The 12,998-nt window shown below is 57.0% G+C and carries 14 protein-coding genes; 1 reads left to right on the top strand and 13 read right to left on the bottom strand.

Features of this window, described 5'->3' with window-relative positions; all coding sequences use genetic code 11:
- Positions 1-28 precede the first annotated feature (28 nt).
- The 9 genes from GBB18_RS00585 to GBB18_RS00545 form a co-directional block, all read right to left on the bottom strand.
- On the bottom strand, positions 29-883 hold the full coding sequence (locus tag GBB18_RS00585) for an alpha/beta fold hydrolase (RefSeq protein ID WP_151548884.1): 855 nt from the start codon (positions 881-883) through the stop codon (positions 29-31).
- 76 nt (positions 884-959) lie between these two features.
- Positions 960-1,376, bottom strand: a complete 417-nt coding sequence (locus tag GBB18_RS00580; protein ID WP_151640403.1) for a PaaI family thioesterase — start codon at positions 1,374-1,376, stop codon at positions 960-962.
- A complete protein-coding gene (locus GBB18_RS00575) occupies positions 1,373-1,696 on the bottom strand; it encodes a hypothetical protein (RefSeq protein WP_225990200.1) in 324 nt (107 codons plus the stop codon). Before GBB18_RS00575 ends, GBB18_RS00580 begins: the two co-directional genes overlap by 4 nt.
- A complete protein-coding gene (locus GBB18_RS00570) occupies positions 1,689-3,332 on the bottom strand; it encodes an AMP-binding protein (protein WP_151640402.1) in 1,644 nt (547 codons plus the stop codon). The genes GBB18_RS00575 and GBB18_RS00570 overlap by 8 nt, the downstream gene beginning before the upstream one ends.
- Positions 3,329-4,159, bottom strand: a complete 831-nt coding sequence (locus GBB18_RS00565; protein ID WP_151640401.1) for an SDR family NAD(P)-dependent oxidoreductase — start codon at positions 4,157-4,159, stop codon at positions 3,329-3,331. The genes GBB18_RS00570 and GBB18_RS00565 overlap by 4 nt, the downstream gene beginning before the upstream one ends.
- A 30-nt stretch (positions 4,160-4,189) precedes the next feature.
- Positions 4,190-4,747 (bottom strand): 3-phenylpropionate/cinnamic acid dioxygenase subunit beta, encoded by a 558-nt coding sequence (locus GBB18_RS00560; protein ID WP_151640400.1) that lies wholly within the window; start codon positions 4,745-4,747, stop codon positions 4,190-4,192.
- Positions 4,748-4,778: 31 nt separating this feature from the next.
- A complete protein-coding gene (locus GBB18_RS00555) occupies positions 4,779-5,996 on the bottom strand; it encodes an NAD(P)/FAD-dependent oxidoreductase (protein ID WP_151640399.1) in 1,218 nt (405 codons plus the stop codon).
- A gap of 53 nt (positions 5,997-6,049) precedes the next feature.
- On the bottom strand, positions 6,050-6,394 hold the full coding sequence (locus GBB18_RS00550) for a non-heme iron oxygenase ferredoxin subunit (protein ID WP_151640398.1): 345 nt from the start codon (positions 6,392-6,394) through the stop codon (positions 6,050-6,052).
- 51 nt (positions 6,395-6,445) lie between these two features.
- Entirely contained in the window at positions 6,446-7,771 is a 1,326-nt protein-coding gene (locus GBB18_RS00545; RefSeq protein ID WP_151640397.1) for an aromatic ring-hydroxylating dioxygenase subunit alpha, read from the bottom strand.
- Between the two features lie 499 nt (positions 7,772-8,270).
- Here GBB18_RS00545 and GBB18_RS00540 point away from each other — a divergent pair, with 499 nt between their 5' ends.
- A complete protein-coding gene (locus GBB18_RS00540; protein ID WP_151640396.1) occupies positions 8,271-9,068 on the top strand; it encodes an IclR family transcriptional regulator in 798 nt (265 codons plus the stop codon).
- A gap of 144 nt (positions 9,069-9,212) precedes the next feature.
- Here GBB18_RS00540 and dmpG read toward each other — a convergent pair whose 3' ends face one another.
- Genes dmpG through GBB18_RS00520 form a run of 4 tightly spaced genes read right to left on the bottom strand, consistent with a single transcriptional unit; the run spans position 9,213 to position 12,873 of the window.
- Entirely contained in the window at positions 9,213-10,217 is a 1,005-nt protein-coding gene (dmpG, locus tag GBB18_RS00535; RefSeq protein WP_151640395.1) for a 4-hydroxy-2-oxovalerate aldolase, read from the bottom strand.
- A 17-nt stretch (positions 10,218-10,234) separates the two neighbouring features.
- Positions 10,235-11,140: an acetaldehyde dehydrogenase (acetylating) gene (locus GBB18_RS00530; protein WP_151640394.1), complete on the bottom strand. Its 906-nt coding sequence runs from the start codon at positions 11,138-11,140 to the stop codon at positions 10,235-10,237.
- A complete protein-coding gene (locus GBB18_RS00525) occupies positions 11,140-11,928 on the bottom strand; it encodes a 2-keto-4-pentenoate hydratase (RefSeq protein WP_151640393.1) in 789 nt (262 codons plus the stop codon). Before GBB18_RS00525 ends, GBB18_RS00530 begins: the two co-directional genes overlap by 1 nt.
- A gap of 9 nt (positions 11,929-11,937) precedes the next feature.
- On the bottom strand, positions 11,938-12,873 hold the full coding sequence (locus GBB18_RS00520; protein WP_151548897.1) for a 3-carboxyethylcatechol 2,3-dioxygenase: 936 nt from the start codon (positions 12,871-12,873) through the stop codon (positions 11,938-11,940).
- Between the last annotated feature and the right edge of the window lie 125 nt (positions 12,874-12,998).

The following is a 12,998-nucleotide window of genomic DNA, read 5'->3' as shown; positions in this document are numbered from 1 at the left end:
GAGCGAGAAGTGAGAAGAACGATCCGTCCTAGAGACGTTCAGCGAGCCACTGCTTAATTACTCGGTTGAACTCGTCAGCACGTTCTACCTGCGACCAGTGACCACACTGGGAGAAGATATGCACATCTGCATGTGGCACAACATTCAGCAGGTCCCAGGTGCGCGATACGGGAATCACCTTGTCCTGGGTGCCGTGGATTAGCAATACCGGAATGTCGAGTTCAGCGAGTTTGTCGAAGTCTAGCGGCAGCTCGTTACGGTCACGATCACGGGCAGCAACAACCTCCTTGAGACGATCACTGGCTGTGTCATTGAGCGCGGAGTTGTAGCGCAATTCCACAAGTTCCTCGGTGATCAGGCTCTTATCCACCACGAACAGTTCGAGGGTGTCACGGATGCCTTCCCGGGTCAGGGTGGGGTTCGAATGCCCCTTGAGCGCACCGGTGAGCTTGGCTCCTCCGGTACCCATGGAGATAATTCCAGCGAGGCGCTCCGGATGATCGATAGCGAATTGGAAGGCGAGCCAGCCGCCCAAGGAGTTACCCACAATCCAGGTCTTTTCAATGCCCAGTGCATCGAGAACGCGGATCGCATGCTCTACCCATTGACGAATGCCATACTCGGTGCCCTCTGCCACCACGGTTTGGCCATAGCCAATCGAGTCGATCGCGATGCAGCGGCCAAACTCGGCGATCTGCGGGAGGTTGAGCCACCAGTTCGCGGCGGCGGTAACCCCGGTTCCGGAGCCATGCAGGAAGAGGATCGGGGTGCCCTCACCAAGCTCGTGGTAGTGGGTGATCTCACCTGGTGCGGTCTCAAGCCACTTATCTTCCAGACCGAAGAAGGGATCTGTCTTAAAATCAGGGATCTGTGTCTCAGTCATAGCGGTTACTGTATCCTTCATCACATTCTTTAGGTGGGTGTATGTTCCGCTGAGCGGGACAATCCGATGCGGAGGATTAGTCCCGCGGCCGCGGCACCGAATAGGTGGTCAGGAACTTTCCGAGCAAAGTGCCATCCGCACTGGAATGAACCTCGGTATCGGTGACGATGATCGTCTTCCCGGCGCGGACGATCCGTGCGGTGGCAATCGCATCGCCCTTCCTGGTGTTCGCCACGACGTTCACCGTCGATGACACTGCAAGAGGGAACACGCCTTCCGCCACGTTGTGCATCGCCAACCATGTGGCGGTGATATCCGCGAGGCCAAAGAGCGCGGGAGCGGCGAACATTCCGGCCGGCTGCGAGACTTCCTTAGCCAAGGGCATTCCCACCTTGACGCACTCAGCCGAGCCTTCTATCGGATAGAGCCCGAGGGTGATGGCGATGTCATCCACACGGGAGTAAAAGTCGTTCCACTTTTCTTCAAATGTCATGTCAGCTCCAATGAGTCAATATCTGTAGCTTGCTGCTTGACTCGGTCAGGTTCGGCGACCATGAGATTCAGCTCCTCGCCGTCACGAGTCTCGACGTCCACGACGAAATGCATCCCCGCCGCTTCGCATGCTCTCACCCCATCGAGATCGTCGATAGCCACTCCCACAATCACGCGGCGGCAGCGGGGATTAGCTCGAAAGGCTTCCGCAATGCTGGCACGCATACGTTCCGCGGTGCCCAGCGACATCTCGACATCCTCCGCGCCATAGGGGTACGTGTGCTTCAAAGACGAGCGAACAATGGGCGTGATCTTAAGCATCGGCGTCCTCCCGCGTCGCAGCTGCGTCTCGAGCATGTTCCACCGCAAGCACTTCTCGCACGTGTTCCCGGATAGCGATTTTGTTTACCTTGCCGGCTGAGTTGCGGTCGATGGCGTCGACAAGCACCAGCTTCTTCGGCAGCTTGTAGCGAGCTAGGTGATGCTCGCAGTGTTCCCGCAGCTGCTCAATCGTCAGGGTCGCACCCTCATCCAGCTGGACGACCGCCACCACAATTTCGCCCCAATCGGGGTCAGGGTGGCCGACAACCGCATTGGCCAGCACACCTTCCACCCCAGCGACCACACGCTCTACCTCTGCCGGATACACATTCTCTCCACCGGAGATAATGAGGTCCTTGAGACGGTCCACCACGTAGTAGAAGCCGTCTTCGTCGCGAATACCGATGTCCCCAGAATGGAACCATCCCGCGGTGTAGGCGGTATTCGTAACTTCGGGGTTGTTCCAATATCCTGTGGCCACATTAGGTCCGCGCACCCACATTTCACCCGAAACGCCGGGCTCTTTCACCTCTTCCCCGGTGTCAGAGTTCATGAGCTTCACCTCGGTATAGGGCATTGGAATGCCGCAGGAACCGATTTTGGAGACAGTCATCTCTGGCGGAAGGTACGTGGCGAAGGGTGAGGTTTCTGTGAGCCCCCACGCCTGCTGAATATTGATCCCTTTTTCCATATAGCGGTGGATCAATACGGGCGGAACAGGAGCTCCAGCACAAATTGTGGCCCGCATTGAGCGTAGATCCGAGGAACCGAAGTTCGGGTGCTTGAACATGGCCTCTAGTTGGGCAGGCACAAGAAACGATGTGGACACAGAGTACTTCTCTATATCCTCCAGCACGCGGCCCGGGTTGAACTGTCGGTGAATCAACACGGTATTGCCACGCACAAGAGACCGAATGGAAAACGAGTTCAGCGCACCCACGTGGAAAAGAGGAGCCGTGGCCAGCGTGACATCGCCCGGGCGCACATCCACCATGGAGTCCACGTTGATCTGGTTCCACCACAGATTCCCGAAGGTGAGTTGTGCCCCCTTCGGCAATCCGGTTGTGCCGGAGGTGAAGAGCAACAGCGCAAGATCCTTCATCCCCATGGGCCGAATCTTTGGCGCGGGATTGGTCTCATCTGGGGTGGTGAAAGCTGACGTGGAGTGCCAGTAAACAGGGATCGTCTTATCCGGTGGACTGAGCTCATCATCGTCGACGGACACAATATGCTGACGCTCGATTCCATAGACCGTCATGGCCTTTCCCACATATTCGCCTTCGACGACGACTGTGTGCGGAGTCCCCTGCATCAGCAGCTTTGATATCTCCGGCGCTGAGAGTCGGAAATTGAAGGGCATGAACGTGGCGCCCAACCACCATGTGGCGAGCATGGTGTAGAAAAAGCTCGCGGAGTTCACGCCTATATAAGCCACACGATCGCCCTGTCTCACACCTGCTTCATCGAGGTGCAGAACCCAACGCTGCAGAGTCTCGTGTAGCTCCGCGTAGGTGATATTTCTGTTTTCATAGACCAACGCTACGGCGTCGGGCCTGTACTGGGCATGTCGTGCGATCTGTGACACGGGGTTGATGTCCAGGGAGTCCGGATTGTGGACTACGCCGGTAATCATCATAAGGAATCGCCTCCTGCGGCTGTGTGGAAGCCGCGCGCGGCGATGCCTCCGTCGATCTGAACTACCGAACCAGTTATGTTGGCCCCGTCCTCGCGATCTGCGAGCATGATGTAGGGCCCAGTGAAGCTGCTCGGGTCTGTCGAAATGTCGTGCAATGGGATATAGGGATTGCCGCCCTCTGGTCGGCGATCAATGGTGTCTTTAAAGCTGCGACTGTCCAATCCTGCGGCCGCCGGGCCACGAAGGTCAGTACGCATTCCGCCGACCGCCACTCCATTGACGCGAACCTTTGGTGCCAGTTCGTGTGCGAACTGGAGCATGAGCCCTCTATCGGCGAATTTGGCTGCGGTGTACACCGGACCGCCGCCGGCAGCGTAGAAGGAGGCATTGGACAAGGTCATAATGATGGAGCCGCGTGATTTCACGAGTTCTCGCCACGTAGCCTCAACTGTGAGGACATAGCCCTTGACATTGATGCCAAAAACTTCGTCGCACACCGCGGCAAGTTCCGCTCCGTTGAGCTTCGTGAGCGAGCGGTTGTAGTCCCAGATGCCAGCGTTGGGAATCACAGTGTCGATCCCTCCGAAGGCACGGCATGTCTCCTCCACCGCGGCATGGAGCGCTTCCGGCTGCCGCACATCGGCGCTGCAGGCCAGCGCCCGGGATGCCCCTAATTCATCAGCTACCGCCTGTGCTCGTTCCAACGACACATCGACCAAGGACACGTTGGCGCCCTGTTCATGGAATCGACGCGCGAGCGCTGCTCCCAATCCGGAACCCGCACCGGTGATAAAGACTGTCTGATCGTGAAACCTCTGTTGCGCCATAATGAATCCTCTCCTGTCCGTGGCTGCCAGCTAGAAGAACGTCGAAATGTTCTTAGAGGTCAAGACGTTGATATCCAGGAGAATGCGTCGATCGAAAATCTTGTATCCCTCGTCGGTGACGCGGACGAGATCCGTCCGGGTACCAGCGAATACATCCTTTTCTTCTTCCAACCGAGTACGCCACACGAGAAAGTTACTGCGGGCTTCAATAACTTCCTCGCCAGCGACTTCTGCGTGTCGGAACACGAGATTGGTGATCAGATGCCTCGTACGTGAAGGCGGGTCTTCAGCCCACGCCATGCCCGAATCAAAACGCCGGATTCTCCATGCCAGCGATTCTTTCGTTTCGTCATAGAAGGCTGCTTCCCCATAAGCGGCGATGGACAGCGCCTGCTGCCGCCGCAGGCGGTTGGATCGGGTCGGCGCCCAATACAGCAAGTCATCATCGAAGCGCTCCAACCAATCGGTATAGCGGCCATCGTCCAGGAGATCCGCCTCGCGATAATAAAAGTTCTGCAACTCATAGGCGCGCTGGATGTCCACCAGCTCCCCCACGACCGCATCGTCCCTGCGTAAATAGTCAGTCATTACATGTCTCCTCTACAGTCCCCCGGGCTACTTATCGAGCCAATTTTTTGAGATTCTCGCCAGGGTCGGCGAGCTTGTCCGGATCGGGGCTTAAGCCTCGATCAATCATTCGTCGTGCTGCACGCACCGCCATCGAGTCATCAACGGCAGCGGCGCCCACGACGCGACCGTCGTTAGTGATTCGGAACGCCACCGCGGGATGCCCGTTGCTGTCCTTGCGAACGACCGTGCTTCCAGGAAGGCTCATGTCGCCTACTCCCTCGACATGAACGCCATAGCGATCCGACCAGAACCAGCCCGCACCATGCTGCGGAAGATCCGCCCCTGCAATCGCGGCGGCGGCAGTCTGTGCAGTGTGTACCGCGTTCTCCCAATGCTCATGGCGGCGTTCGAGCGCTCCATCCTCGCGCCGTGTACGAGCACAATCGCCGATAGCCCAGATCCCTGGCACGCTGGACTGTTGTGCTTCGTCCACCAGAATGCCGTTGTCGAAATCAAGTTCTGCTGAGCGAGCAAGCGCTTCCTCTGCGGTGATTCCCACTGCGACAACGACGACATCCGCAGCCAGGGAATCGTGCCCCTTGATCTTCACGGTGAACGCGTGATCACCATCGTCGTGGTAGTTGATCTCTTCAGTAAGCCCATTGATATAAGTGACGCCATGATCGTCATGCATGTTGTGCAGGCGAGTAGCGATCTCCTCGCCCACCGCTGGCACCAGAGCAACGGGTGCTGGGTCAATAAGCGTGACCTGCGCTCCCAGATCGACAGCAGATCCAGCGAGCTCCGCACCGATCAAACCCGCGCCGACGATAGCGAGATCAACCCCCGGGCTAAGCCTGCTCTGGAGGGTCTCCGCGTCCTCGATGGTGCGCAGTGAGAGAATCTCAGGGTGGTTGAAACCGGGCAGGGGTAGCACCCGGGGCACGCCACCGGTGGCGATAACGAGATTGTCGTATCCGAGTTTCTGCGAGTCCTTCAGTGTGACGGTCTTATTGACGCCGTCCACGGCAATAGCTTCTCCTTGGACTACCTCAACTCGGTTTTCCTCGAACCACTCAGCCGGGGCGAGCAATAGATCGTCATGCTTTTTTGTGCCCTGCATGATCTCCTTAGACAGAGGCGGGCGATCATAAGGCAGGCCATGAGGGTCCACGATAGTGATGAGCCCATCCCACCCCAGCTTGCGCAGCGACTGAGCGAGGCTGAACCCGCCGATTCCGCCGCCGATAATGAGTGTGTGTGCCACGAGTTTTCAGCTCCTTGAGTATGAAGACAATTCTTTATGCCGATGAGCGGTATCTACTCAGCGGTAGCGGGAGTACCGGGATAGATCCAGATCTCTTCTCCGCGCAGCTCGAGCTTGTGGCTTGCCACATCTTCGGTAGCAGGCATGCATTGCACCGCACCCGTTTTCAGGCAGAACTTCGCAGTGTGAATTGGGCACTCCACTTCGCAGCCTTCAATCCAACCGTCGGCGAGCGAGGCGTCTTCGTGGGAACAGGTGTCATTGAGCGCGTAGAACTCATCATCCTCGGTGCGGAACACTGCGATGGGCTCCGAGAAACCGGTGACATCGGTATCGACGACGATGGCCTCTTCAGGCTCGATATCGTCCATGACGGCGACTTTTATTGCTTCAGACATGGGTGAACCTTTTCTAGTGACATAGATAGTGGTGGGTGAACCGGCGCGGTCTTAGTTTTCGTGCCAGGCCGGGGTGTTCATGAGTTCCTTCCAGCGGCGGTAGAACCCTCGACCGGCAGCATCGGAATAGAGCTCCGAGGTGGTGCCGGGGAAGCCTTCGTTGTGCTTCTCGGTACCGATTCCCATCTGGTAGTTCAGAGCAGTTCCCTGAATCATGAAGCCATGGGCGTTCGCCTGTACTTCCGACCAGTTCTCTCCGTCGTCCTGCTCGAAAATTCCAGATGGCCCGAAGGTGCGAAGGTTATACAACCGCTGGGCCTTTTTGACGTCCTCCGGCATCGATTTATCCAGTACCGTCCACGCCCATACCTCCATCTTGTTTGGCCCCTTGGGGTGCCACACCCTGATCGAGCCGTTGACGGGAAGATAGGAGAAGTTAGGAAATACGTTGCCGTGCCCATTGGTCATCGGACCCGTGACTTGTTCCGGCGACAGGCGATCGCGCAGGAACTCGTAGTCGTAGTACTCGTGCACGGGTTGGGCATCAAAGCGGTTTTTCGGATGCACCGGGAAGCCGGCACCATGGCCTGCCTCGCTGGTGAACTGCTTGCCAGTTCGCTCTGCGATGGCTTTCTTCGGCCCCTTGCCCGATGGCGACATCACCATCAACGCCGAGGCGTGGGACATATTGACGTGGTACCAGTCCGTGGCGAATTGCTCCGCCGCGAGCTTCCAGTTGCCCTCGAGGACCCACTTGGTCACTCCCCCAACAACGCAGGTGCCTTCTGGGTCACGATCGAGAAAAGCATCGAGATACCAGGTGAGATCACCCAGCGCTTCTTCAAGCGGCTCTGCATTTTCATCCCAGTTAGCGAAGATGAGTCCCTTGTAGGACTCCACGCGAGGCGCGGTAACTAGTCCCCAGTCGGCTGCGCTAAAGGAGGAGTCATAGTTGCCCTTACCAGGAAGGTTGATGAGCTCGCCGTCGAGATCATAGGTCCAGCCGTGATAGGTGCAGGTGAAGTTTTTCGTGCGACCATGGTCAGCACGGCACACTCGCGCACCTCGGTGGCGACAATTATTCAGCAGGACCCGGATCTCCCTCTTTTTGTTCATCGAGGCGATCACCGGATCCTCTCCCATGTAGGTCTGGAAAAAGTCGCCCGGTTTTTCGAACTGGTCCTCGTGTGCAATGAACAGCCACGAGCGTGCGAAAATCCGACGCATCTCCTGCCGGTAAATTTCCTGATCGCTGAAAATGCGGCGATCAATCAGTCCTGCGTCCGGGTCGACCATTCCGCCAATGTCTGTATTGGCATCAAGGCCTTCGGGGCGCTGCAGCCCAGCAAGAGGCCTCGGGTTGTTCGGAGTTGCCATTTTCTCCGTCCCTACTTTCGTTATCCTGTCGTGTCACACTGTGGAAACCATGCTCGGCGGCGCCATCCCAGGGGATAGATCGAACCCGAAAGACCACAACCACTACGGCATGGTTTTCTACTGTGCTGAATCAACCCACCGGCGCCATCACGGTCCGTTCCCCTCAGCACAGAGGGTGGCCAACAACCATAAAGACATTGCTATGTGAGCTGATTCATATCTTGTGTGCTTAATTATGTGACTGATGTCAAACTTTTCTAAAGAGTCCGTTCCACCCTCCGGAACGTCGCCCAGGGAGTACAGTTTCAACTAGATGTCCGCCCCACCCGCACCCCAAACCTTACCCACCCTCCCATAGGGGTATTTGAAAGTATTTAAAATAGAAAAGATGACACTCTAAACGTGGCCACCGTTCACCACGCCACCCCGCACCCACCCAGTGCTTAAAGATCGCAGTACGTCTCCTACGTACATCAGTTACTCATGAGGTCAGCCCCCTATGACAAGAGAACAGCCAACGAAAGACACTCGCGGAGCAGTAGACAAAGCGATGAGTCTCTTGAGATGCTTCACCACCCACGACGCGATGGGCATCGGACTCAGTGAACTCGCCCGACGGGCCGAGCTCTCAAAAACAACGACACACCGCCTCCTTGGAACGCTGGTAGACAACGACGCGCTTGAACGCTCCGGCGATGTCTACCGGCTTGGCCCGCTATTTTTCGAACTCATCACAGAGCGAAGCAGTAAGCATTCAGAGCTCGTCAGCGAGCAGCTCACGCCTTATCTCGCCGCACTCTTTGAACACACCCGGCACACCGTGCACCTGGCCTATCTCGACAGCACCGAGGTCGTGTACGTCAACAAGCTGTTTTCTGCGCGTGGAGTTGATGCCCCATCCCGTATTGGTGGCCGGGCACCAGCGCACTGCACAGGCGTCGGCAAAGCGATGCTCGCTTTTGATGAAGGTGCCACCGAAACTGTCTTGGCCTCCGGGCTGCGCGGCTGGACCCCGTTCACGATCACGGATCCTGCGCAATTTAAGCGTGAGCTCGCCACAATTCATGACACCGGAATCGCCTACGACCGCCAAGAGATCACACTAGGCCTGAACTGTGTAGCAGCGCCCATATTCGGCATACACAATGTGCCGCAGGCGGCAATGAGCGTGTCTGGCCCTTCGGATTCTTTTGATCCGACAAGGGTTCTTCCTCCCCTCAGGAAGATCTGTGTAGCGGCAAGCCGCGTTGTACAACAGTGGCAAAGAAAAAACCGCCCCGAGATTTTTGACGACTAGCCCCAGCACGTAGGCATTTTCCTGCTTCGCGATACGTGCCGGCTAGCGCTACCGCCGGGGTGCACTGGTGCACACACCACGTGTGGCCTCCCACATGAGTTCTTCTCAGGTGGGAGGCCACTGTAGAGCATTCACTCTATGCTTCTAGCCGGCTCGCTTGAGGTCGACAGCAACATCGATAATCATGTCCTCTTGCCCGCCGACGTATCCTCGGCGCCCCACCTCCGCGAGGATGTCCTGCGTAGGCACTCCATAGCGTTCCGACGCGCGCTCGGCGTGGAGCAAGAAGGAGTTGTACACGCCCATCTGCCCCTGAACGATCGCCCCGCGGTCCATAGCGGGCAGTCGATCCACCATAGGTTTGAGTACATCCTCCGCGGCGTGCAGGATTTCTTTGGTCTTCACGCCAGTGTCAATTCCTAGCCGCTCGAATGCTACGGCAAGGACTTCCGTCGGCGAGTTGCCAGCCCCGGCGCCTAGCCCGGCGAGAGAACCATCAATTTGGCTCGCCCCTGCGCGAACCGCGAGGACGGAGTTGGCCACGCCGAAAGACATGTTTTGGTGACCGTGGAAGCCCACCTGGGCATCGTCACCGATCTCGTCCACGAGCGCCTTCACGCGGTCTGATGCCTGCTCCATGATCATTGCACCGGCCGAGTCCACGACGAACACACACTGGCAGCCAGCATCCACCATGATCCGCGCCTGTTGTGCGAGAGCAGCTGGCTCCGAGCGATGCGAGAGCATGAGGAAGCCGCTTGTCTCGAGGCCCAGCTCGCGGGCCGCTTGGAAATGAGAGATCGACACGTCGGCTTCGGTGCAGTGGGTGGCGACGCGAATCACGTCTACCCCTCGTGCTTGTGCTTCCTTGATGTCATCTACGCGCCCGACGCCAGGTAGGACGAGAGCAGCGATTTTGGCATTTTTCGCTTCATCGCGCGCAGCTGCGATCAGATCGAGTTCATTGACCTTGGAGAAGCCATAGTTGAAGGATGATCCGCCCAGGCCATCGCCGTGAGTAACCTCAATCATCTCTACATTGGCATCATCGAGGGCTCGTACGACTGTGCGCACCTGCTCCTCGGTGTACTGATGGCGCACCGAGTGTGAGCCATCGCGCAGCGTTGTGTCATTAATACGAATACTCATGGGTGAAAAATCCTCTCCTAGATCAGGCTCGCGAGTCGTTCGCCTGTGTCCACAGCTGCTGCAGTAATGATGTCCAGATTTCCTGCGTACTCCGGCAAGTAATCGCCGGCACCGGTTACCTCAAGCAACACAGTGACGCGACCCCAGCCATTCCATTCCGGTCGTGCTTCATCGAACTGCGGAGTAGCGGTGACGTGATAGCCGGGAACATAGGAACTCACGCGTTCAACCATGGTCTCGATTGCAGCGAGAACCTTGTCTTGCAGTTCGCCTTCCTGTGCGGCCTCGGCCGGCAACGAGCAGTAGACGGTATTGCGCATATTCATTGGCGGTTCAACGGGATTGAGCACGATAATGGCCTTGCCTCGCCGCGCCCCGCCCAGCTTTTCCAGCGCGGTAGCTGTAGTTTCTACAAATTCGTCAATATTGGCACGCGTGCCTGGTCCTGCGGAGCGAGAGGAAATCGAGGCAACGATTTCCGCGTATTCCACGTCAACAACGCTGGACACAGCAGAGACGATAGGGACCGTAGCCTGTCCGCCACACGTGATCATATTGACGTTGTCGAGGTCTTTGATCTCGTCCAGATTCACACTGGGAGAGAAGTAGGGTCCCACAGCCGCGGGGGTTAAGTCGATTGCCCGAATTCCCGCTTCTCGATAAAGCGGGGCATTTGCGAGGTGCGCATTGGCGGAGGTTGCCTCAAAGACGATATCCGGCAACCTGTCCTGCTTGACCAGCCACTCGACGCCGTCGGCCGATGTAATCAAGCCCTTGTCTTTTGCCTTCTTGAGCCCTTCCGATTGCGGATCGACTCCCACCATGTACACCGGCTCAATGACCTCTGATTTTAGGAGTTTGTACATGAGGTCGGTGCCGATATTTCCCGGACCAACGATGGCTGCCGTGATCTTTTTACTCATTATTGTTGCCCTTCACTAAAAGTGGCTGTCAAAGTTCCATATTTGCCGTAATCCACGCGAACGCTTTCTCCCGCATGTACCGCTGCGGCGCCGCAGAAACTACCTGTAAGAATGATTTCTCCTGCCTGGAGCGGGGTTCCCTGCTCAGCGAGCACACCGGCTAGCCAGACGAGGGGCTTTAATGGATGCCCCATGACTGCCGAACCGATTCCTGATTGCGGCGCGCCTTCTCCCACCGTCATCTCGGCTTCAACCTCGGCCAACTGCCCGATAGGTATGTCAACTGGATTGGAGCTCAAAATGACTGCCGCACACGAGGCATTGTCTGCCACTGTGTCAACGAGACGGATATCCCAATTCTGAACGCGGGAGTCGATGATCTCTACTGCGAGATAGGCTTCCTCCACTGCGTCGACAACCTCGTCAAACGTGGCATCAGCGCCCAGATCGCGATTGATCTTAAAAGCCAATTCAGGCTCCACTTTTGGAGCGATAAACTGGGAGACATCAATGTGGTCCCCATCGTGGAATAGCTGCTGATCGGTGAAAAAACCAAAATCGGGGCTATCAACGCCAAGCTGCCGCTGCATCGCGATGGATGTGAGCCCAATCTTCCTACCGAGGATGGTGCGCCCTTGCTCCTTCAGTGCACGTTCTTGCCACTGTTGGATGACATAGGCACCGTCCAGATCTAGATCAGGAATGGTGTTGCGCGGCGGCTCGATGGCTTCTTTAGTGTCATAAGCTTCGAGCAGTGCTGCGGCAACCTTTTCTTTCGCATCATTCATAGCTGCGCCCTATCCTTTCGCCATAATTCCGAAGCCCGCGATGAACTCCTTGATTGGCTTGTAGTACTGGTAATGGACTTCCGCCTCGGGATTGGCGGCCGCAAGTGCGGAAAACGCCGCCACCCAGGTGCGTACCTCGTGGGAGGAGTGGCCTGCTTGTTCGTCCATCTCGTCAGCGATGTAGCTATCGAATCCAGTCGGATCCTTGCCGGCACACACCTGCATAAATGCTGTGTCCCACTCCGGGTTAAGGTCCTGAATAGGGGCCTCACCTTTGGCAAATGCGACAGCGTTGTTGATGACGTTCTGCTCTCGAGCATGCCGGGCTTCTTCCGTGGGATGACGGCCGTTGAGCAAGAGTTTCTTTTGTTCTTCGGTGGCCGTAGCCCATTGCGGCACCGGAGGATCGTGGGACAAACCTCCCGATGCCATGAACAGCACCCGTTCATCGCGATCCGCAAAGAAGCGTCCCACAGCCTCACCCAGGTGCCGCACACGTTCCATTGATACGAAGGGGCGAGCGACTCCATTGACGAAGATAGGAATAACTGGGATCCCCTCGATGTCGCCGTAGATCACCTCTAGCGGCTGCACTCCCCCGTGGTCGATTTCCATGCGACGCGAGATAGCCACGTCGATATCACTGGAAATGATGAACTGAGCGAGCTCCTCTGCCAACTCGGTGGGCACAGTGAGCTGCCCAACCTGTCCGCCCCAGTCTCCAACGCTCACGCATTCGTAGCCCACACAATAAGGCGGCATCAGATCATAGAAGAATCCGTTGTAGTGGTCGGGCCAGAAGAGGACCACAAGCTCCGGGTCGTAGGACTTCACGTAGTTTCGAGCCTGTTCGAAAGCGTTGTGGAGTTCTTCGAGCACGTCCTTCGGTGGCTCAAGAACATTGAGCAATGGACTGTGCGACATCGCAAGCAACTGTGTAGACATGCCCCTAGCGCCCCTCTTTCCTATTAGCGTCCTTACGTTCCAGTCCACAATATGGTTCAGGTCACTATGGTCGACAGTTCTCGTTCCGATTGATGGAACACTCCGCATCAGCCAATATCAGGGTC

The organism is Corynebacterium sp. 11A (genome assembly GCF_008930935.1).
GTDB lineage: Bacteria > Actinomycetota > Actinomycetes > Mycobacteriales > Mycobacteriaceae > Corynebacterium > Corynebacterium megadyptis.
This window is presented reverse-complemented; position numbering and strand designations above follow the sequence as displayed.

Coding starts and splice junctions, on each gene's coding strand:
- GBB18_RS00585 (WP_151548884.1), bottom strand. CDS start 883: ATGACTGAGACACAGATCCCTGATTTTAAGACAGATCCCTTCTTCGGT.
- GBB18_RS00580 (WP_151640403.1), bottom strand. CDS start 1,376: ATGACATTTGAAGAAAAGTGGAACGACTTTTACTCCCGTGTGGATGAC.
- GBB18_RS00575 (WP_225990200.1), bottom strand. CDS start 1,696: ATGCTTAAGATCACGCCCATTGTTCGCTCGTCTTTGAAGCACACGTAC.
- GBB18_RS00570 (WP_151640402.1), bottom strand. CDS start 3,332: ATGATGATTACCGGCGTAGTCCACAATCCGGACTCCCTGGACATCAAC.
- GBB18_RS00565 (WP_151640401.1), bottom strand. CDS start 4,159: ATGGCGCAACAGAGGTTTCACGATCAGACAGTCTTTATCACCGGTGCG.
- GBB18_RS00560 (WP_151640400.1), bottom strand. CDS start 4,747: ATGACTGACTATTTACGCAGGGACGATGCGGTCGTGGGGGAGCTGGTG.
- GBB18_RS00550 (WP_151640398.1), bottom strand. CDS start 6,394: ATGTCTGAAGCAATAAAAGTCGCCGTCATGGACGATATCGAGCCTGAA.
- GBB18_RS00545 (WP_151640397.1), bottom strand. CDS start 7,771: ATGGCAACTCCGAACAACCCGAGGCCTCTTGCTGGGCTGCAGCGCCCC.
- GBB18_RS00540 (WP_151640396.1), top strand. CDS start 8,271: ATGACAAGAGAACAGCCAACGAAAGACACTCGCGGAGCAGTAGACAAA.
- dmpG (WP_151640395.1), bottom strand. CDS start 10,217: ATGAGTATTCGTATTAATGACACAACGCTGCGCGATGGCTCACACTCG.
- GBB18_RS00530 (WP_151640394.1), bottom strand. CDS start 11,140: ATGAGTAAAAAGATCACGGCAGCCATCGTTGGTCCGGGAAATATCGGC.
- GBB18_RS00525 (WP_151640393.1), bottom strand. CDS start 11,928: ATGAATGATGCGAAAGAAAAGGTTGCCGCAGCACTGCTCGAAGCTTAT.
- GBB18_RS00520 (WP_151548897.1), bottom strand. CDS start 12,873: ATGTCTACACAGTTGCTTGCGATGTCGCACAGTCCATTGCTCAATGTT.